The organism is Dactylosporangium salmoneum, assembly GCF_039532525.1.
Lineage (GTDB): Bacteria > Actinomycetota > Actinomycetes > Mycobacteriales > Micromonosporaceae > Dactylosporangium > Dactylosporangium salmoneum.
In genome coordinates this window covers 1-20,576 of sequence record NZ_BAAARV010000097.1, presented here as the reverse complement: position 1 = coordinate 20,576, position 20,576 = coordinate 1, and the positions used below count along the sequence as shown (strand labels likewise).

Genomic DNA, 20,576 nt, shown 5'->3' with positions numbered 1-20,576 from the left:
TCTGGGACTGCAACGGCACCGCGGCGCAGAAGTTCGCACTGAGCTGAGACCGTGGGCGGAAGGGCGGCGGCCCTTGGGTCGCCGCCCGGCACCGCCGACGGCGGCTACCGACGAGCCCCCGCGCTACGGCGCGGCGACCGACTCGTTGTCGCGGGTGGTGTCGATGCTCTCGGTGTACAGCTGGAAGCCGTGCGTGGCGCGGCGCTTGGCGTGGTACATGGCCAGGTCGGCCTGGTGGAGCAGGTCGGCGGCGTCGACGCGGGCCGGCGGTGGCACGGCCACGCCGATGCTGGCCCGCGGGTAGACCGCCTGGCCGGCCAGGATCACCGGCTGGTCCATCCCGGCGAGGATCTTCTCCGCCACCGCGACCGCGTCGTCGGCGGTCTGCACGCCGGTCACCAGGACGCCGAACTCGTCGCCGCCGAGCCGGCCGACGAGGTCCGATTCGCGGACGTTGTACCGCAGCACCGCGGCCACGGCGACGATGAGCTGGTCGCCGCAGGCGTGGCCGAAGGTGTCGTTGACGCGTTTGAAGCCGTCGAGGTCGACGAAGAGCACCGCCGGGATACGGCCGCCGCGGCGGGCATCGGCGGCGCACCGGTCCAGCTCGCGCAGGAAGGCCGAGCGGTTCGCCAAGCCGGTGAGCGCGTCGTGGTTGGCGTCGTAGGCCAGCCGCTCCTGGATGGCCCGGCGCTCGGTGACGTCGCGACAGTTGACCACCAGGCCGGCGACGGCGGCGTTGCCGAGGAGGTTGCGGATGGTCACCTCCAGCCAGCGCCAGCCGTCGGGGTGCCGGCAGCGCAGCTCGGCGCGGTGCTGCCCGCCCGGGTCGGCCAACGCCTGCCGCAGGAGGTGCTCGCCGATCCCGATGTCGTCCGGATGTACCAGATCCGCGTACGACGTGCCCACGAAGCGCTCTGGCGGCATGCCGAACAGCTGTTGCACGGCCGGCGTCGCGTACTGCGCCCTTCCGTCCGCGCCGGCCACCAGGACCGCGTCGCACGAGTCCTGCACGAGCGCGCGGAACCGTTCCTCCCGGCTGCGTAGCGCCGCCTCGGCCGCCTCGCGCAGCTCCGCGGACTCGCCGAAGACCCGCAGGAACAGCGTCACGGCGACCGCGCCGAGGACCCCCGCCGCCTGCGCCTGCGCGCCCGGCAGGTAGCAGTGGACCCGGCCGGTCGCGATGCCGGCCTGCCCGAGCGCGATGCAGGCAAGGATGATGACCGCGGCCGGCCGCCACACGCGGGCACCGGACATCCGCATGTGCGCGGCGGCGACCAGTGCGAAGGCGGGCGCCAGCATCGGGCCCCAGCCGACGATGTACAGCACCCAGGTCGTGACGCCCAGGTGCAGCAGTAGCCGCGGCACGGTCCTGGCCCGCAGGTCACCGCCGGCGAGCCAGCGCTGGACCCCTTCCTGCTGCACCACGCCGAACAGTACGAACGGCGTCAGCACCGCCCACAGCGGCGCCGACCCGGCCAGCCCCAGCGGGCGCATCACCATGACGACCGGGGCGGCCACCAGCGGCTCGAGGGTCGATGCCACCGCGCGTCGCAGCGCGTGCGGCCACCGCGCGGTCATCCGTGGTTGCCTCCACCATGCCTCTGGACGCCGTCCTGCGAACGATCGGCGCACGAGTGTCGAATCGGCAGGCCGCCGCCGCACCTGAGCCCGGCCGCCGACCCGGTTACGCCCGTGATCCTCTCAGGCGTACCCCACCCCGGCCGACCGGACGTCGACGCGCCATGGCGGGTCGGCGCCCTCGCGCGTCACGGTCACGGCCGCGCACCGGATGCCGAAGCCGACGACCCGGCGCAGCTCCTCACGGTCGAGCACCGGAAGGCGGCCGCGGCCGGCGGCGGTCAGCAGGCCGGCGTCGTCGAGCGCCGCGAGGATGCCGGCCATGAAGGAGTCGCCGGCGCCGACCGTGTCCCGGACGAGGACCTCCGCGGCGGCGACCTCGACCGCGGTCGTGGCGGTCGCGGCGCTCGCGCCCCGGGCGCCACGGGTCAGCACGGCCAGCCTCGCCCCGGCCGCCAGCCAGCGCTCGATCACCCGGTCGGCCGGCAGGTCGGGATAGAGCCAGGCGATGTCCTCGTCGCTCGCCTTCACGACGTCGACGCGCGCGATGATCTGTTCGGCGCGCGCCCGGGCCGGACCGGGCGCGCCCATGAGGGCCGGCCGCACGTTCAGGTCGTAGGTGAGCAGCGCGGACGCCCTGCTCGCGTCGAGGACCGCGTCGAGCACGGACGCACCGGGCCGCATCATGGCGCTGATCGATCCGACATGCACCGCGCGGTACCCGCCGGCGGCGACGTCGACGGGATCGGGGTCCCAGGTGATGGCGAAGCGGTAGGTCGGAGCTCCGGTGCTGTCGATGCTCACCTCGGCAACGGAGGTGGACGCCGTACCCCGCGACTGAGGGGTCAGCGCCACACCACTCGCGCGGACGTGCGTCTCCAGAAGCCGTCCGGCCGCGTCGTCGCCGAGGCTGGTGTGCAAAACGGTCGGCACGCCGAGCCGGCCGAGACCGATGGCGACGTTCATGGGACTTCCGCCGGGGCGGCGACGGCCGTCGATGATGTCGACCAACGCCTCCCCGATCACCAGGACGGTCACGGCGTTACGACCGCCTTCAGCGAATCGGGAACCGTGTGGGCGAGCTGCAGCGCCGCCTCGGCGTCGTCGATCCCGAGGCGGTGGGTGATGACGGGGCCGGTCAGCACCGCTGCGGACGAGAGGAGCGAAAGCGCCAACGGGTACGTGTTCGCGTAGCGGAAGGTGCCGGTGAGCGTGAGCTCGCGATTCTGGATCGCTTGCAGTGGCACCTGAACCAGCTGCGGCCCCATTCCCACCAGGGCGGCCCGTCCACCGGGGGAGAGGCGCTCCAGGCCGTCCGCAATGGCGGCCGGCGCCCCGGAGCACTCGATGAGGACGTCGAAGCATTGTCGTTTCTCGACGCCCGCGGGCAGGGTCGCAAAGCCGAGCTCCCGGGCCACCGCGAGGCGATGCTTGTTCACGTCGAGCACGGCGACCTCGGTCGCGCCGAACGCTCGACCGACCTGCGCGGCGAACAGGCCGACCGGCCCTGCTCCGGTGACGAGCACCCGGTCCCCGGGCCGCACGGCCGCCTGACGGCAGGCCGAGACCCCTACCGAGACGGGCTCGGCCATGGCCGCCTGCTCGGCGGTCAGCCCGGCCGGGGCCGGGTGGGCGAACCGTTCGTGGATGGCGACGTACTGGGCGAGCGCGCCGTCGACCGGCGGGGTCGCGAAGAACGCGACGTTCGGGCACAGGTTGTAGCGGCCGGCCCGGCATTGCGAACATGTCCCGTCGGGCACTCCGGGCTCGAGGGCGACGAGCTGTCCGATGCGCTCGGGAGGAACCTGGTCGCCCGCCGCGACGATCGTTCCGGCGGCCTCGTGGCCGAGGACCATGGGTGCGCGGACCACGTGCTCGCCGATGCGGCCGGCCTCGTAGTAGTGGATGTCCGACCCGCAGATGCCCACGGCCTCGACCTGAACCACCACCTCGGTCGGACCGGGCCGCGGAACCTCGCGGTCCTCGATGCGTAGGTCGCGGACCCCGTGCAGCACTGCCGTCTTGTTCCTCATGACGCGAGATGTCCCTCCTGGGGCGTGGGCATGGCTGCGGTGCGATGCAACCGCGCCGCAATGGTGTGACGATTTACCCGCCTCGTCAAGGTACGAAGTACCCTTATCTGGGTAAACGATTTACGGCCCGGAACGAGCGCAGGGCCGGTTCGGGCGTCCGGCTGCTGGTCGTCGGCGCGACGAACGGCAACCCGCCCGCGTCCGGGTTTGCTTGAATATCAACGGATAAGGTACGTCGATCGCCCGGCCAGGCGTCCCCGCGGCGGCCGGACCGTGTCATGGCAGCCGTCGCGACCCGTGGAGCACCCGATGAGCAGCACGACCAGGAAGCCCCGGCTCGCCGAGGTGGCCAAGCTGGCGGGCGTGTCGCCCGGCCTGGTGTCGCGGATCCTCAACGGCGACCCGACCGTGCGGGCCCGGCCCGAGACGCGTGCGGCCGTCCTGTCCGCCATCGAAATGCTCAACTACACGCCACACCCCTCGGCGCGCGCGCTGCGCAACGCGCGGACCGGACTGCTCGGGTTCGCGCTGCACCACGTCAACGACCCGATCTACGCGGAGATGGTCCACCGCGCGCAGTCCGCGGCGGCACGGCGCAATTTCTCGATCATCCTGCTGAACACGGCGGAGCTCGCCGAGCGCGGCGAGGCGTTTCGCAACATCGTCCTCGGCCGGCGCCTGGACGGGCTGCTGATCCAGAGCGGCTTCGGCGCGGGGGAGGACGTACTGCACGAGATCGCCCGCACGGTCCCGTCCGTCGTGTTCAGCGCGAACCCCACGCCGGACATGCGCACGATGCGCCTCGATGACGCTCGGGCGGCGGCGACCGCCACGCAGCACCTCATCGACACCGGGCACACCTCGATCGCCTACGTCGGCGCACCGGGCGTTTCCTCGGAACGCCGTTTCGAGGGGTACCGGAGCACGCTCGCGGCCGCGGGCCTGCCCTGGCTGCCCGCCGTGAACGGGGGCTGGACGGCCGACGAGGGGCACGAGGCGACCGTGCGGTTCCTCGGCTCGGGCGCGCAGGTGACGGCGATCGTCGCCGTCACGGCGACCACCGCACTCGGCGTCCACTCCGGGATCGTCGCCAGCGGCCGGCGCATCCCCGACGACGTCTCGTTGGTGAGCGTCCACGACACCTGGTACGCGCGGCACCTCAACCCGCCGATGACGGCCGTGACCCTGCCGCTGGGCGACCTCGGTGCGCTCGCCGTGGCCGAGCTGATCGACCAGATCGACACACCCCGAGCGGGCGAGACCATCGTCGCCGATCCCGAGCCCCTTCTGGTGGTGCGGGGCTCCACGAAACCGATCCAGGCGTGACCCGCGCCGGCCACCGGGCCGGCGCGAGCCTCGGGCGCGCACCGGCCACGCCTCGGGGCATGCGGATCATGCGCCACGGAGCTCCTCGGCGCCGGCTTCCGCGAGCCCCTTCCACAGGTGCACGATCGTCTGCATGCCGCGCGTCACGTTGGTGACCGGAATCCACTCGTTCGGCGAGTGGAAGTTTCCATTCGCCGCGGCGAAACCCACCAGCACGCTCTTGATGCCGAGGATCTCCTCGGCATCGGCCAGCATCGGAATCGAGCCGCCGCCGCGTGAGAGAACCGGCGGCTTGCCGAAGGCCGCCTCCAGGGCCTGCGCGGCGACACCCACCGCGGGATGATCGACAGGTGTCAGTGCCGGTGCGCCGGCGTGGAGGAGTTTCGCCTCGACGCGCACGGTCGCCGGCGCAATGCGCTGAAGGTGCTCGACCACCATCCGGCCGATCTCGCGGAAGTCCTGATCGGGCACCAGGCGGACACTCAGCTTGGCACTGGCCCGGGCGGGGATGATGGTCTTCGCCCCCGCGCCGCTGTAGCCACCCCAGATGCCGTTGACGTCGAGCGTCGGGCGCACCGACCGGCGTTCGAATACCGAGTACCCCTGCTCGCCGTCGTCGAGGGCGGGCACGCCCACCTCCTCGCGCAGCGCCTCCTCATCGACCTCCAGTCCGGCGTGGGCCGCGCGTTCGGCATCGGTCAGCTCGCGAACCCGGTCGTAGAAGCCGGGGATGGTGATGCGGCCGCGGTCGTCCTTCAACCCGGCGAGCATTCCGGCAAGCACGTTGGCCGGGTTCGCGACCGCTCCTCCATAGTGGCCGGAGTGCAGGTCCCGGGACGGACCCGACACGTGTACCTCGAAGTAGGCCATGCCGCGCATGCTGTACGTGATCTGCGGTGTCTCATCGTCGTCGAACAGCGTCGAGTCCGAGACCACCATCAGGTCCGCCGCGAGCAGGTCGCGATGGCGACGCATGAAGTCCGCCATCGGGGCGGAACCGATCTCCTCGTCGCCCTCGAACATGACCTTGACGTTGACCGGGAGCGCACCGCTCGTGGACAGCCACGCTTCCGCGGCCTTGAGGTGCGTGAAGAGCTGCCCCTTGTCGTCGCCCGAGCCTCGGGCATAGATGCGGCCGTCCTCGTACCGCGGCTCGAACGGCGGGCGCACCCACTCATCGAGTGGATCCGCCGGCTGGACGTCGTAGTGGCCGTACATCAGCACCGTCGGCGCCGCACGGCCGGCATGCAACCAGTCGGCGGTCACGATCGGATGGCTGCTCGTGTCGTGAACGGTCGCGTTCTCGAAGCCTATGCGACTGAGTTCCGCGCCGAGCCACTCGGCGGCGCGGCGCACTTCACCCGCGCGGCCGGGATCGGCGCTCACCGACTCGATACGCAGGAACTCGTCGAGCTGCCGAAGGTGGTCCTCGGTGTGCGCGCTGAGGTAGGCCAGCGCGGCGGACGCGTCAGGTACCTTGATCATCGCAGGATGTGCTCCCTCTCCAATGCAGTTGGCCGGCGCGGCTATGACTTGAGTCCCCCGGCGGTCAGGCCTGCGACCACGTGCCGCTGCGCGAAGAAGAACACCAGCAGCACGGGGATCACGGACAGCGTCGTCGCCGCCATCTGCACGCTCCACAAGGGACCCGCCATCGGGTCGTTGTAGTGCGTGAGGGCGACGGGCACCGTCAGCAGGTCCGTCGAGCGGATGTACACCAGCGGCTCGAGGAACTGGTTCCAGCTGTACCAGCACGACAGCACGACAACCGAGGCCAGCGACGGCCTGGCCAGTGGAAGGTAGATCCGCAGCATCGTGCGCCACCGTCCGGAGCCGTCGAGGGCGGCGGCCTCGTCGAACTCCGCCGGCAGCGAGAGGAATGCCTGCCGCATGACGAAGGTCGCGATGGGCGACGTTGTCAGCACCGCCGTGAACAGGATGAGCGGCAGGAACGTGTTCGTCCAGCCCAGCTTTCCGGCGAACCGGAACAGCGGGATGATCGTCGCTTCCGGCGGCAGGAAGATTCCGCTGAGGAGCACGATGAAGACCGCGCCGGCGGCGATGGGTCGCACCCGCGCGAGCGCGTAGCCGGCGAACACGGACAGGACGAGGGTCAGTACACAGACCACCGCCATGATGAGGACCGAGTTGAGGAACTGCCGGGCGAAGGGCTGCAGCTCGAACACCCGCTCGTAGTTCTTCCAGCGGACGACCTCGGGGAGGATCGTCGGCGGGTAGCGCAGGATCTCGTTCTCCGACTTCAGCGAGCCGCTGATCATCCACAGGATCGGCCCGACAAAGAACAGCGACACGAAGCTGAGCAGCAGGTAGTTCGGTATCCGGCGCACGGCGCGGAATCGTTTGCGCTCACTCTGACTCATGGAACACCAGCCGTTTCCGCAGCTGCCAGATGAGCCCGGTCAGTGCTAGGACGATGACGAACAGGAGTACCGCCAGCGCGCTGGCGTAGCCGATGTCGTTGAGCAGGAAGGCCTGCTTGTAGATCTCGAACGACAGCACGGTGCTCTGCACGCCGGGCCCGCCGTTGGTGAGCAGGAGTACGAGCTCGAATACCTTGAACGAACCGACGATCATGAGCATGAACACCATGAGGATCGACGGCGAGATCTGCGGAATGACCACGTTGCGGAACCGCCCCCACCGGCCGGCTCCGTCGATACGGGCGGCGTCGATGAGATCCTCGGGGACCGCCTGGAGCGCCGCGAGGAAGATCATGACGTTGATGCCCACGTTCTTCGTCAGCTGGATCAGGGCGAACACGAGCAGCGTGAGCCAGCTGCCGCGCAGCCACGGCAGCGGCTCGACGCCGACCAGCGCGAACAGCGCGTCGAACCCGCCCTTGGGCTGGACGATGAAGCGCCAGGCCAGGCTCCAGGCCACCATCGTCACGAGCGCCGGGACGAAGATGGCGGAGCGGAAGATGTTGATGCCCGGCAGTTTCTGGTTCAGCAGTACGGCGAGCGCCAGCGCCACGATCGTGCCGGCGACGCTCAGCACGCCGACGAAGAAGAAGGTGTTCGGCAGGATCACCTTCATGTCCGGGTCGGTGAAGATGCTGGCGTAGTTGTCCAGCCCGACGAAGGTCTGGGTGCCTGCCAGCACGTTGACCTGGTGGAGGCTCAGCCAGGCGACGGAGATGAGCGAGATCAGGCCGATCGCGGTGAAGCAGACGACCTGCGGTGCCAGCAGCAGATAGCCGAAGCCGTTGCGGCCGGCGTCGCGGCGGGGCCGGCGGTATGGGGCGAGGCGGCGCGGTGGCCGCACCCTCTCGGGTGCGGCCGCCACTGCCTGGGTTTGCGAGTCCATACTTGGTTGCCTTACAGATGCGGCGAAACGGCGGCGCAGACCTTCTTCAACGCGTCAGGAAGGTCGGCGTTGGGCACGTAGACGTACTTGTCGAGGGAGCTGTTGAGTGCGTCGGCGACACCCGTGGCGTCGGTCGCGGACGGGAAGATCTTTCCCGTCGACTTGGCCGCCGCGACGATCGGCGCGACAAGATCTTCGGTGAGGATCGTGGAGGTTCCCACGAGGGTCTTCGGGTTGAGCAGGCTCCCCCGGATGGGCGGGTAGAACTGCGCGAGCTTCGCCGAGTTCTGCTTGTTCGTGAGGAAGGCGAGGAACTGCAGCGCGGCCTGCTTGTGCTTGCTGGCGGCCAGCGTGACGATCGACGACTGGCCGAGCGCCTGGGTGTCCCCGGCGGGCCCGGTGGGCGTGGGGACCATCCCGAACTTGAACTTCGCGTCCTTCAGCAGCGAGCTGCTGCCGAGGAACGCGGTTGTCGCGCCGGCCTGTCCGCCCCAGAAGTCCGCCTGCTGGCCCGGCACCGGAGAGGACTTGTCGGTGAAGACCATGTCGTGGAACAGCGAGATCGCCTTGAGGAACTCGGGGCTGTCCGCGGTGCACTTCGTCGCGTCGTCGTTCCATGCCGAGGCGCCGTAGGAGTAGAGCAGGGGCAGCAGCCGCGTCCAGTTCTTGAAGTCGAAGTCGTTCAGGACGTACCCGGGAATGCTGAGCTTGTCCGTCAGCTGCTTGGAGCTCTGGCGGAACGACTCCCACGTCCAGTTGTTCTCCGCGATGAGGTCCGCGGGGCTCTTGACCCCGGCTTTCGCGTAGAGGTCCTTGTTGTAGTACATGACGAGCGGGCCGGTGGAGAACGGCACGCCGTACAGGGCGTCACCGACCTTCCACCGTGAGGCGAGCGACGGTGTGAGGTCGTCGTAGTCGTAGCCGTCAGTCGACTTGAGCACCGGCGCCGCGTCGGCCAACGCGCCGGCCTTGATGTACTGCCGGCTGCTCTCGACCGGCAACCACGAGAGGTCCGGCGGGTCTCCCGCCTGGATCTGGGTGGTCAGCACCGTGTTGAGCTGGTCGAGCGTGATGCTCTGAAAGTCGATCTTGGTCACCGAGTGGTTCTGCTGCATGAACTCGTCGGCGATCGACCGGAACGCCGCGAGCTGGGCCGGGTTGGACGTCCACATGACCATCCGGAGATGGACGTCGGAGTCGGAGCTTTCCGACTGGCCGGAACCGGAACAGCCCGTTAACGCCATGAGCACGCTTGCCGCCGCGGCCAGCGGCGCCGCGAGGGCTCTATTGAAACGCAAGAACGCCTCCTGGGGTGTGAGCGCAGGCGCCGAGTGAACGTGAGCGCAGGCGCCGGAGCAAAGTGGTTCGTGTCGCCATGGTGTAGCGTCATACCGCGTTCGTCAAGGGGAGGTTTCCCTCGCGACTCTCTTGACAAGTGCACCTCCACCGGTAACGCTCAACGGCCTGAGGCCAGCGGCGAGGATCTACGGACGCGGCTTGGGATAAACGATTTACTGAGGGGATCATGGAGCGGCTCATCACCTACGAGCGCCAGCTCGGCAGGTTCAACCCACTGCGGCGGGTCGTCACGTTCGACGACTTCGACCGGGGGTTCAACGGCTGGATGGACCTGACACCGAACTTCGTCTACGACAACTACGAGTCCTTCGAGAGCGCCGTCGACCTGACCAGCTGGGCTCCGTCGATGCTCAGCAGCGCGTCGATGCGCTTCGCGGCGTCCCACGGCTCGATGGAAGGGACGTACTCGCTCAAGCTGACGACCGCCCCGGTCGCGGCACCGCACACCGAGCCGCCGGCCGACGGCAGCATGGGCGTGGTGCTCAAGCGGCTGTCCCGGTTCGGCGACCCCAACAAAATCCAGATCGAGGCCTGGTACGCGTACACGCCGGAGCAGGACCGGGTCGGACACGGCGAGGAGGACATCCGGGCCTTCGGCTTCTACTTCGACATCCAGGACAGCGAGTACCGTTACATGCCGGGCGTGCGCTACGTGAACTCGCTCGACGGCCAGCTCGTCAAGCGGTGGCAGTACTGGAAGGTCAGCGACGGCGTGACGCCGGAGCAGTGGAGCTTCGGGGTCGACAACGCGTGGTGCCAGCCCGGGATCGACAACCTCTGGTACGGGCGCCGGTACGAGGACGGCTCATCCGACGGCTACCAGTGGGTGCCCGACGGCGAGCAGGACCTGCTCTACAACGAGAGCCCGGACAAGCTGAACTGGCTGTACTTCCGCCTGACGGTCGACGTCGCCCGGCGCGAGTACATCGAGCTGCAGAGCATGGACCGGGTCTTCGACCTGCGAGGCATCCAGCCGACGCTGGCGGCGCGGTACCGGGCGATCGACAACCTCATCAACCCGATCTTCTACGTCGAGACCGATACCAACCGCTCGGTCCACTTCTTCCTCGACTCCATCGTGTACTCGACCGAGTGACGGTCCCTCACTGAAAGCGCTGGAACGTGCAGACGACATACACCGCCGTGCTCGCCCGCCGGGTACGGATCTCCGGGGACTTCAGCACGCTGCCGTACGAGGCCGGCTGGGCGAATGAGGCAGTGTTCTTCACGCAGGTCGAGGGTGAGCATCCGGAGCTGAGCATCAGTACCGAGATCTCGCCGGACGGGATCAACTGGCTGCGGCGGGGGCAGGTCGAGAAGCTGGGCGAGTCCGAGCACATCGCCGCCAACGCCCTCACGGTGTTCGGCAACTGGATGCGGCTCGTGATCACGGGGGCGACCCCGGAGCACACCGCGCGAGTTCTCGTTCACGTATCGCTCAAGGGCTAGCCTCGGTGCACCGCACCGGACCCCGCGTCCGGTGCGGCCATCGCGGTCAGCGCGCGCTTATGGGGGAATCGATGAGCACTTCGGCCAGGAAGCCGGCCCGGCTTGCCGAGGTGGCGAAGCTAGCGGGTGTGTCGCCCGGACTGGTGTCGCGGATCGTCAACGGCGACCCGACGCTGAGGGTCCGGCCCGAGACGCGCGCGAGCGTCGAGGCGGCCATCGACATGCTCAACTACACGCCCCACCCCTCGGCGCGCGCGCTGCGCAACGCGCGGACCGGGCTGCTCGGGTTCGCGCTCAACGACGTCAACGACCCGATCTACGCGGAGATGGTGGAGCGCGCCCAGGTCGAGGCGGCACAGCAGAACTTCTCCCTCATCCTGCTCAACACGGCCGAGCTGGCCCAGCGCGGTGAGGCGTTCCGCGAGATCGTCCTCGGCCGGCGCGTCGACGGGCTGCTGATCCAGAGCGGCCTCGGCTCCTGGGAGGACGCGGTCCAGGAGATAGCCCGCGCCGTTCCGTCGGTCGTGTTCGGCGCCGACTCGTTGCCGGGCACGCGGACCATGCGGCTCGACGACGCCCGCGCGGCGCAGATCGCCACCCGCCACCTCATCGATGCCGGGCACACGTCGATCGCCTACGTCGGCGCGCCCGGCACGTCCTCCGAGCGCCGCTTCTCGGCCTATCGGGCTGCCCTCGTCGACGCCGGTCTGCCCTGGCTGCCCGCGATCGACGGCGGATGGACGGCCGACGAGAGCCACGAGGCCACCGTGCGGTTCCTCGGCTCCGGCGCGCAGGTGACGGCGATCGTCGCCGTCACGACGACGGCCGCGCTCGGTGCCCACTCCGGGATCGTCGCGGCCGGTCGGCGCATCCCCGACGACGTCGCGCTGGTGAGCATCAACGACGCCTGGTTCGCACGGCATCTCAACCCTCCGCTCACGGCCGTCTGGTTGCCGCTCGGCGACCTCGGCGCGCTCGCGGTACACGAGGTCATCGAACAGATCACCGAGCCCCGCGACGGAGAGACGGTACTCACCGAGCCCGCGCCCCGTCTGGTGGTGCGGGGCTCCACCAAGACATTGGCAACCGGAAGGAAAGACGATGACCCAGGGGGACAGGCTTCAGATCGATAGCCTGCGATACGATCGCGGCGCGCTGACGCCGGGCATCGTGCACGTCGGCGTGGGCCGGTTCCACCGGGCGCATCTCGCCGTCTACCTGGACGACCTCATGGGCCAGGGGCAGGGTCGTGCATGGGCGATCCGGGGCGTCGGCCTGCGCCCGGAGGACATCGAGACCCGCGACGCGCTGCGGGCGCAGGAGTGCCTCTACTCCGTCACCGAAAAGCACCCGGACGGCACGCGGTCGACACACGTCGTCGGATCGATCGTCGCGTTCATCGACGGGTACTCGGACCCGGACGCCGCGATCGAAGCCATCGCGGAGGCGGGCACGCGGATCGTCTCGCTGACCATCACCGAGGGCGGCTACCAGGTCGACCTCACGGACCCGCAGATCGCCGCGGACCTGGCCGGAGCGGTGCCGCGTACCGCGTTCGGGGTTGTCTGCGAGGGCCTGCGGCGCCGGCGCGATCGCGGCCTCGGTCCCCTGACCGTGCTCTCATGCGACAACATCCAGGGCAACGGCGCGGTCACCCGGGACGCGTTCACCACGTTCGCTCAGGCGCTCGACGCCGACCTGGCCACGTGGATCGCGACACACGTGTCGTTTCCGAGCACGATGGTCGACCGGATCACTCCGGTGCCGACCGCCGCCGACGCGGCCGAAGTGCAGACCAGGACCGGGCTGGCCGACCGGGCGGCCGTTGTCTGCGAGCCGTTCCGGCAGTTCGTCGTCGAGGACAACTTCGTCGCCGGTCGTCCGCCCTGGGACGCGGTCGGCGTCCAGATGGTCGCCGACGTGCAGCCGTACGAACAGATGAAGCTGCGGCTGCTCAACGCGCCGCACCAGATCCTCGCCCACTTCGGACTCCTCGCCGGCTACGCCTACACCTCCGAGGCGATGCGCGACCCCGACCTGGCAGCCCTCATCGAGGCGTTCCAGGACCGGGAGGCCCGTCCGACGCTGCCCGTCGTGCCCGGCGTGGACCTCGACACGTACACGAGGACAGTGCTCGACCGCTTCGCCAACCCGCAGATGGCCGACACCCTGGTGCGCATCGCCACCTCCGCGAGCGCGCGCGTCCCGGCGTTCCTGTTGCCCGTCGTGCGTGACCGGCTCGCCGCCGGCGCGTCGTTCCCGATCGCCGCCGCGACGGTCGCGGCCTGGCTGCATCGGCTGCGCCGGGCGGCGGACCTCGGGACCGAGGTGCACGTTCCCGACGAGACGACACTGATCGCCCCGGGCACCACTCCCACGGTGCGCGACCTGACGGCGCACCCGCTGTTCGGCGACCTTTCGGCACAGCCGCGGTTCACCGACGCCGTCGAGGAGGCAGCCGAGGAACTGGACCGCGACGGTATCGCGTCCGTGCTGCGGCGACTCCTCTGACCTGGAAGGCCGCGAACAGCAGAGCCCCTGGCCGGCGGGTTACGCCTGCCAGGGGCCCCTTTATGCGATCGCCCTACGTCAGCCGTCGGACTCCGGCGACGGGATGTAGGCACCCGGCACGTCCTCCGGCGCGACGATGTTGTCCTCGCCCGGGTACGGCTGGGTCCAGTCGTGCGCCTCGTACCACGTGAGGTGGTTCATCTGCGCGGGGTTCGCGTAGTCGGCCTTGGCGTCGGGGCCGGTGAGCCGCTGCTGCGACTTCCAGTTGTCCCACTTCGCCGCGACCGCCTGCTTGTCCGCCGGTACCGTCGCCAGCGGCGCGGCCGTGGCGAGGGCGTTCTGCGCCGCGGGAACGTCCGCGCCACAGGCGGGCAGGGTCTTCAGACCCGCGGTCAGCGAGGTCCGGTTGGGCACCGCGGTGAACGGCGTGAGGTCCGCGTTCTGGGTGAACGCCCCACGCATCGGGCTGGCCGCGCTGTCCTTCTGGTTCATCGGCTTGACCCCGAGGATCTGCTCGATGGTCCGGATCATCGTGATCTGCGAGTAGTAGTGGCTGTCGACGACGCCGCGCCTGGCCCAGGGGCTGATGATCTGGATCGGGGCACGGTGGCCGTCGACGTGGTCGAGGCCGGCCTGGGAGTCGTCCTCGACGACGAAGATCGCCGAGTCCTTCCAGTACGGGCTGTGCGAGATGGTGTCGACGATCTTGCCGACCGCGAGGTCGTTGTCGGCGACCTGAGCGGCCGCGTTCGCCGGACCGCCGGTGTGGTCGCTGGACAGCCAGAACATGTTGAGGTTCGCCGGGCCGTTCTTCTCGAAGTCACGCTTCCAGATCTCGTACCGGTAGATGTCCGGGACGTTGAGGTCGTACTTCGGGAAGCCGGGCACCGACACGTTGTTGAGCGACGGGATCGGCGACGACGACACCAGGCGGTAGGCAGTGTCCTGCCCGGTCGCCGCCATGTTCTTCGAGTCGCAGTACAGGTTCTGCCAGGTCGCGCCGGCCGGCTTGGCCAGGAACTGGTGGAACTCACCGAAGTTGCGCACGGTCTTGCCGGCCGCCTGCGCACCGGTCCAGATGAAGCCGGTGGTCTGGTGGCCGAGCGCGTCGTCCTCGGTGTCGTAGCTGCGGAGGTACTCACCGGCCGAGGACTCGGTGTACTCGGGGTTGTCGGCCTGCATCAGCCAGTTGTGACCCTCGGCGGAGTTCGTGCCGATGTCGTACGTGTTGTCGTACAGCCCGAACTGCGTGGCCAGCGCGTGCTGGTTCGGCGTCACGTTCTCGCCGAACTGGGCCAGCGCCGGGTCGCCGTTGCCCTGCGGGATGTCACCGAAGACCTGGTCGTAGGTCCGGTTCTCCTTGACGATCAGGAAGACGTGCTTGATCGTCGAGGGCTCGCCGAGCTTCAGCGGGACCGGCACCGGCTTCTTGCCGGCGTTGCCCTCGGTCAGCGTGACCGAGCCGCCGTGCCAGCCGTTCTGGGTGAAGACCTTGCCGGTCTCGGACTTGATGACGTCGTCGCTGGGCAGCTTGAACCGCTGCAGGCTCGATGTCGTGTCGTGGGTGCCGCGCCCGGCGCTGGTGGTGGGGCGGCGGGCGTCGATACCGCGGGTGTTGGAGACCACCACGTCGTTGCCGACAGTGGTGATCTCGGCGGGGAAGTAGTCCGTCGGGAGCAGGCCGACGTAGCTGACCGGCTCCAGCGGGGTCTTGTACCGGTAGACGGCGACCGCGTTGGCGCGGCCGAGCGTCACCAGCAGGTGACCGTCGTCGGTGAGCGTCACCGCGTCGGGCTCGTAGCCCACCGAGGCCTCCGGCCACGGCTGGGTCGCGATGGTCTGGACCACCTTGTCGCTCGACGTGTCGATGACCGACACGTCGTTGGTGGCCGTGTTGGTGACGAACAGCGCGCCGTTCTTGGTGTACAGGGCGGTCGGGTGCAGACCGACGTCGATGCTCGCGACGGCCGCCGCCGGGTTCGCCGGGTCGATGACGCTGACCGTGCCGCTGAGGGTGGCAGCGGTCACCTGGTCGGCCAGCACCTGGGTGCCGTAGGAGTTGATCGTCGGCTCGCCCGGCTTCGCCGGACGCCCACCTTCGTTGCTGACGTAGAGCTTCCCGCCGACCATGATCAGGTCACGCGGCGCGTTGCCCACGGCCCAGCTCTGCTTGATGGCCCCGGTCGCCGTGTCGATGGCGACGACGCGGTTCTGGCCGTTGACGGCCGAGTACACGGTGGAGCCGTCGGGCGAGAACACCGCCTCGCCCACCAGCGCGCGCTTGGACCCGTCCGGCGCGATCGTGACGAACGTCGGGTTGGCGAGGCTGCCGTCCGGGTTCACGGTGAACTTGCGGTAGCCGTCGGCCTGACCCAGCCACAGCTGCGAACCGTCGGGCGAGTACGTGGGGCCTTCCTGGCCCACGTCGTTGCCGCTGATGCGCAGGTTCGCCGCCGCGTTGTTGCCGACGAGCTGCTGCACCTTCCAGTTCTTGAGATCCACGATGGCGAGCGCCATCCCACCGTCGGTGACCGAGGCCGCGAGGTGGGTGCCGTCCGGGCTGACCGAGGACGACATGATCTTGCCGTTGTTGATGACGAGGCGCTCGCCGATCGGGTTGACGTACTGGTTGTCGGACACGACCAGGCCCTGGTCGGTGAGCTGTCCGACCTGGTCGGTGCCGAACTGGTGCGTCTGGGCGAACCCGATGCCGGTACCGGTGGCGACGACGGCGACAGCGGTGGTGCCTGCCGTGACGAGAGGCATCCGGCGGATGATGCGTCGACCGAGAAGGCCTAGAGGGTCCTTCTCGACACGCCGACGACGGCGTGTTACTTGCATTGAGCTATCCCTTCCGGGTGGTGTGGAGCAGTTCGACGTTGCCGTCGAACTGCCAGAGCGGGTTCGGTGCGTCCCCGGTAGGGGTGCGCACCAGGAAGTAGCCGTTCACTTCCTTCGGTCCGTCGCCGTCAGCGACGAACCGCCCGTCTGCGGTGACGTCGAGTTGGTAGATGGCGGTCCCAGTGGCCTCGACGCCGGGGAGATGCCACGAGACGGTGCAACGCCAGTCGTTGCCCGGCCCCTGGGCGGCGACCTTGCCGCCGCCCTTGGTGCACTCCGCCGTCACCTTCAGCTGCGCTTCGGTGACGTCGGGGCGATTGAGCTGTCTGGTCTGGATGCGGTACAGGTGGGCGAACGCCGTGGCGACCGAGCGCTGCACCTTGTCCTGCTCGATCCCGGAGCCCGTGGCCGGGGTCGCCCCGGCGACGACCGCGACCGTCACGGCGAGCAACCCGGCGAGGGGCAGGACTCCGACGGTGACCGCGCGGCGCCCCGAGCCGTCGTAGCTCGGGTTGGTGAAGTCGCGGCGCAAGAAGAGCAGGTACGCCAGCGCTGTCGCGGTCACGGCCCACGCCAGGCTGACCACGATGCCGATCAGGAGCGGGCCGAGCTGTGCCTGGCTGGTGAACAGGCCGTTCCAGGCGATGAAGGCGTAGCCGGGCAGGGCGAGGCGTACGGTGACGGGCAGCGGCAGCATCTGGGCGAGCTGCATCACGAGCGCGACGAGTGCGGGCAGCAGCAGCCCCATCGGGGACCGCCCCAGCGCGACCGACCCGAGCAGTCCGATCGCGGCGAGCGCCAGGGTTGGGGCGAGCACGCAGACCCAGGCGAGCAGGACCTTGCCGGCGGCGTCCGCCGGCGTCAGCAGGTGGCCGTCGAGGCCGACCAGCGGTTGGTTGCCGACCACCGCGAGCCCGCCGGCCGCGCTGGAACAGGCCAGCCCGGCCACGAGGAGCAGGATGACGGTGAGGCTGGCCAGTGCCTTCGCCGCGAAGATCCGCCGTGGCGACCGGACCGCCACGAGCAGGTGGCGCCAGGTGCCGAGCCGGTCCTCGGAGGCGAACACGTCGCCGGCGACGACCGAGATCAGCAGCGGGAGCGCCCACGTGCCCGCGAAACCGAGCACCACCAGCGGTCCGGCCCACCCCGTAGCGTGCATCCAGCGACCGAAGAGGGTGTCGACGGGCAGCGTGCTCTGCTGGCTCACCGCGGCGACGAAGAGCGCCGGCGCGATCCAGCAGGCGAGGACCAGCAGCCGGATCCGCCATTGCGAGACCAGCTTGACCAGCTCGAAGCGGTAGCCGCGCGCCACAGTGACGGGGCGGGCACCGGTGCCCTTGTCGACGTCATCGAGGGCAACGGTCGCGGTCATTGTTCGGCCTCCTGCTGCTCGGTGAGGGCCTCGGTGAGGGCCAGGAACGCGGCCTCGAGCGGCGACACCACGGGTGCGAGCTCGCGCACCCCGATGCCCGCGTGCACGAGCCGCGCCACCAGTTCGTCAAGGGCGGGCACCAGCGCGCGCACGACGAGCACCTCGCCGTCCTGCCGTGCCCCGGCGTCGTCGGCGACGCGGATCCCGGCGGTGTCGGCCGCCAGCAGGCGGGCGGCCTGCGGGTCGGAGGTGATCAGCCGGTAGTCGAGCTCGCGGTTCTCGGCGGCCAGCTTGCTCAGCGGGCCGGAGAAGACGACCCGTCCGGTGGCGAGGATGGTGACCTCGGAGCACAGCGCCTCGAGGTCGTCCATGCGGTGGCTGGAGAGCACGACGCTGGTTCCCTGTGCGGCGAGCCGGGTGAGGACACGGTGCACGTGCCGCTTGCCGGCCGGGTCGAGGCCGTTGGAGGGTTCGTCGAGCACGAGCAGCCGGGGCCGGGTGAGCAGGGCGGCGGCGAGCCCGAGCCGCTGCCGCATGCCGAGGGAGAAGCCGTTGGCCCGGTCGTCGGCGACATCGCTGAGCCCGACCTGGTCGAGCACGTCGTCGATCCCCGCCGTCCGCGCGTCGCGGCCGTGGAGAGCGGCCAGCGCGGCGAGGTTCTGCCTGGCGGTGAGCGAGGGGTAGAGGCCGGGTCCGTCCACGAAGCCGGCGACACCGTCGGGAGCGGCGGCGCCCCGCCCGACCGGCGTACCCAGGATCTCGAGGCGGCCGCTGTCGGCGACGGCCAGGCCCAGCAGGAGCCCGAGCAGGGTCGTCTTGCCGGCGCCGTTCGGTCCGACGAGGCCGTGGATCCGCCCCTGCGCCACATCCAGATCGATGCCGTCGAGCGCGACGACTTCGCCGAAGCACTTGGTGATCCTGCGGGCCCGGACTGCGAGGAGTTTGCCCATGAAAACCTTCTTTCGTTACCCGCGAAGGAACCTAGGGACGTCAATCAACGCAATTGGGGTCGGCTGGTTGAACGTTTTTGAAACAAGAGACAGCCGAATTTGATTCGCGACGTCAGTACTCCGGAAGCGCTTTGGCGATTCGGAGTCTTCGCTGGTGGCGGCGCTGTTATGGCGCATTTTTGGCGCCGATTGTCACACCATTCCCCGATCAAAAAGCGGGGCAGGCCGCTAATGCATTACAGGGTTGCGGTACATCTCACAGTGCGATGCGGTGGCCATCGACCCGGGTCTGCCGCAGGTTCGGCGGCCAGCGGCTGAGGCCAGCTTCCGGATGGCCGAAAGGCAGGATCGAGTTTGGACGTTAGCCAGCGGTCGGATCGGGTAGCGCACAGTGCCGCGTTCCCGGCGCGGCTTCGTCGAGCGATCGGCCATGGGGGGTCGGGTTGACCGAGACCAATACCGAAGCCAGTGTGGAAGTGGAACAGGAGCCGGTGGTCGCACCGCGGCCGGCTCGTCGTCGAGAGCTGTGGCTGTCCGTGGCCGCGGCGGCCGTGGTGCTGACCGTCGGCGGATTCGTCACGTTCGGGCTGGCCCGGTCGGTGCCGGCGCCGCAGCTCGTGCAGACCGTCCCGCAGACGTACGCGATCCCGGGCGCTGCGCCGGTGTTGCCGTGGCCGAAGGCCGGGCAGGCGGCGGTCGAGATCGACGGACTCGGCCGGGTGGGCGCCTTCGGCGGTTCACGACCCGTGCCGATCGCCAGCGTCGCCAAGGTGATGACCGCGTACGTCATCCTGCGGGACCATCCCCTGCGCCTGGACGAGGACGGCCCCACGCTGACCGTCTCGGCCGAGGAGGCCGCCGCCTACCCGTCCCAGCTTGCCTCCGGCGAGTCGCTGGTCCGGGTGGTGGCCGGCGAGGCACTCACTGAGCGGCAGGCGCTCGTGGCCCTGCTCCTGCCCTCGGCCAACAACATCGCCCACATCCTCGCCCGGTGGGACGCCGGTGACGACGCCGCGTTCGTGACCAAGATGAACCAGGCCGCGGCCCAGCTCGGGATGGCGAACACGCACTACACCGACCCGTCCGGACTCGACGCGGCCACCGTCAGCACCGCCGCCGACCAGGTCCTCCTGGGCCGGCTGGCGTTGCAGATGCCGGTGTTCGCGCAGATCGTGGCGATGCCGCAGGCCGCGCTCCCCGTCGTCGGGCAGGTCAGCAACGTCAATACGCAGCTGTACCAGGATGGAATCATCGGCATCAAGACCGGCTCCACCGACGAGGCGGGCGGCTGCCTGCTCTTCGCGGCCGAGATCTCCGCGGAGGGGCACCGGTTCAAGGTCATCGGCGCCGTGCTCGCACCCGGCCCGAACATGACCGACGCCTTCGAGGCCAGCCGTCGCCTGATCCAGGCCAGCAGCGGCCTGCTGCACCAGTACCGGGTCGTCGGCGCCGGCGACGTCGTGGCGACCGTCCGGGGACCGATGGGCAGGAGCACCACGCTCGTCCCGGGCGGCGACGTGAACGTGTTCGGCTGGCCCGGCCTGACCTACCGGGTCGAGACGTCGGGCGACGTGCGGGGGCGCATCGCGGCGGGCGCCGGCGTCGGCACGCTCAAGCTCACCGCCTCGGGCACGGCCGTGACCGCCGCCCTACATGCCACGCACACGCTCAAGCCACCCAGCCGGTGGGAGAGAATCACGCACCCGTGAGCACCGGGTGCCGCGACGAGCCGTCGCGGAAGGGCGGCGACCCTTGGGTCGCGGCCCTTCCGCCCACGGTCTCAGCTCAGTGCGAACTTCTGCGCCGCGGTGCCGTTGCAGTCCCAGA

The 20,576-nt window shown here is 69.7% G+C and carries 16 protein-coding genes; 6 read left to right on the top strand and 10 right to left on the bottom strand.

What is annotated here, in order from left to right; genetic code table 11:
- Positions 1-123 precede the first annotated feature (123 nt).
- From ABD352_RS48120 to ABD352_RS48110, 3 genes are all read right to left on the bottom strand, one after another.
- Positions 124-1,581 carry a diguanylate cyclase domain-containing protein gene (locus ABD352_RS48120; RefSeq protein ID WP_344619360.1) on the bottom strand — a complete coding sequence of 486 codons (1,458 nt, stop codon included), beginning with the start codon at positions 1,579-1,581 and terminating at the stop codon, positions 124-126.
- Between the two features lie 123 nt (positions 1,582-1,704).
- Entirely contained in the window at positions 1,705-2,619 is a 915-nt protein-coding gene (locus ABD352_RS48115) for a carbohydrate kinase family protein (RefSeq protein ID WP_344619359.1), read from the bottom strand.
- The gene (locus ABD352_RS48110; protein ID WP_344619358.1) at positions 2,616-3,614 is read right to left on the bottom strand and encodes an NAD(P)-dependent alcohol dehydrogenase; all 999 of its coding nucleotides are present in this window, start codon (positions 3,612-3,614) and stop codon (positions 2,616-2,618) included. The genes ABD352_RS48115 and ABD352_RS48110 overlap by 4 nt, the downstream gene beginning before the upstream one ends.
- Before the next feature lie 309 nt (positions 3,615-3,923).
- On the opposite strand from ABD352_RS48110, the gene ABD352_RS48105 reads away from it, so the two are divergent.
- Entirely contained in the window at positions 3,924-4,940 is a 1,017-nt protein-coding gene (locus ABD352_RS48105) for a LacI family DNA-binding transcriptional regulator (protein WP_344619357.1), read from the top strand.
- 66 nt (positions 4,941-5,006) lie between these two features.
- Here the strand turns inward: ABD352_RS48105 and ABD352_RS48100 are convergent, their stop codons facing one another.
- The 4 genes from ABD352_RS48100 to ABD352_RS48085 are packed head-to-tail and all read right to left on the bottom strand — an operon-like array spanning position 5,007 to position 9,445.
- Complete coding sequence (locus tag ABD352_RS48100; protein ID WP_344619356.1) at positions 5,007-6,425, bottom strand: dipeptidase; 1,419 nt, start codon at positions 6,423-6,425, stop codon at positions 5,007-5,009.
- A gap of 41 nt (positions 6,426-6,466) precedes the next feature.
- Positions 6,467-7,321: a carbohydrate ABC transporter permease gene (locus ABD352_RS48095; protein WP_344619355.1), complete on the bottom strand. Its 855-nt coding sequence runs from the start codon at positions 7,319-7,321 to the stop codon at positions 6,467-6,469.
- Complete coding sequence (locus ABD352_RS48090; RefSeq protein ID WP_344619354.1) at positions 7,308-8,267, bottom strand: carbohydrate ABC transporter permease; 960 nt, start codon at positions 8,265-8,267, stop codon at positions 7,308-7,310. The genes ABD352_RS48095 and ABD352_RS48090 overlap by 14 nt, the downstream gene beginning before the upstream one ends.
- A gap of 11 nt (positions 8,268-8,278) precedes the next feature.
- Positions 8,279-9,445 (bottom strand): ABC transporter substrate-binding protein, encoded by a 1,167-nt coding sequence (locus tag ABD352_RS48085; RefSeq protein WP_344619353.1) that lies wholly within the window; start codon positions 9,443-9,445, stop codon positions 8,279-8,281.
- Positions 9,446-9,792: 347 nt separating this feature from the next.
- Here ABD352_RS48085 and ABD352_RS48080 point away from each other — a divergent pair, with 347 nt between their 5' ends.
- Genes ABD352_RS48080 through ABD352_RS48065 form a run of 4 tightly spaced genes read left to right on the top strand, consistent with a single transcriptional unit; the run spans position 9,793 to position 13,586 of the window.
- Positions 9,793-10,722 carry a DUF6772 family protein gene (locus tag ABD352_RS48080; protein ID WP_344619352.1) on the top strand — a complete coding sequence of 310 codons (930 nt, stop codon included), beginning with the start codon at positions 9,793-9,795 and terminating at the stop codon, positions 10,720-10,722.
- 26 nt (positions 10,723-10,748) lie between these two features.
- Entirely contained in the window at positions 10,749-11,075 is a 327-nt protein-coding gene (locus ABD352_RS48075) for a hypothetical protein (protein ID WP_344619351.1), read from the top strand.
- A gap of 59 nt (positions 11,076-11,134) precedes the next feature.
- A complete protein-coding gene (locus ABD352_RS48070) occupies positions 11,135-12,208 on the top strand; it encodes a LacI family DNA-binding transcriptional regulator (RefSeq protein WP_344619350.1) in 1,074 nt (357 codons plus the stop codon).
- Entirely contained in the window at positions 12,177-13,586 is a 1,410-nt protein-coding gene (locus ABD352_RS48065; RefSeq protein WP_344619349.1) for a mannitol dehydrogenase family protein, read from the top strand. Before ABD352_RS48070 ends, ABD352_RS48065 begins: the two co-directional genes overlap by 32 nt.
- A gap of 78 nt (positions 13,587-13,664) precedes the next feature.
- Here ABD352_RS48065 and ABD352_RS48060 read toward each other — a convergent pair whose 3' ends face one another.
- From ABD352_RS48060 to ABD352_RS48050, 3 genes are all read right to left on the bottom strand, one after another.
- A complete protein-coding gene (locus ABD352_RS48060; RefSeq protein ID WP_344619348.1) occupies positions 13,665-16,352 on the bottom strand; it encodes a bifunctional YncE family protein/alkaline phosphatase family protein in 2,688 nt (895 codons plus the stop codon).
- 79 nt (positions 16,353-16,431) lie between these two features.
- The gene (locus ABD352_RS48055; protein ID WP_344619347.1) at positions 16,432-17,799 is read right to left on the bottom strand and encodes an ABC transporter permease; all 1,368 of its coding nucleotides are present in this window, start codon (positions 17,797-17,799) and stop codon (positions 16,432-16,434) included.
- A complete protein-coding gene (locus tag ABD352_RS48050; protein ID WP_344619346.1) occupies positions 17,796-18,749 on the bottom strand; it encodes an ABC transporter ATP-binding protein in 954 nt (317 codons plus the stop codon). Before ABD352_RS48050 ends, ABD352_RS48055 begins: the two co-directional genes overlap by 4 nt.
- A gap of 470 nt (positions 18,750-19,219) precedes the next feature.
- Here ABD352_RS48050 and ABD352_RS48045 point away from each other — a divergent pair, with 470 nt between their 5' ends.
- Complete coding sequence (locus ABD352_RS48045; RefSeq protein WP_344619345.1) at positions 19,220-20,458, top strand: D-alanyl-D-alanine carboxypeptidase family protein; 1,239 nt, start codon at positions 19,220-19,222, stop codon at positions 20,456-20,458.
- Positions 20,459-20,576 lie beyond the last annotated feature (118 nt).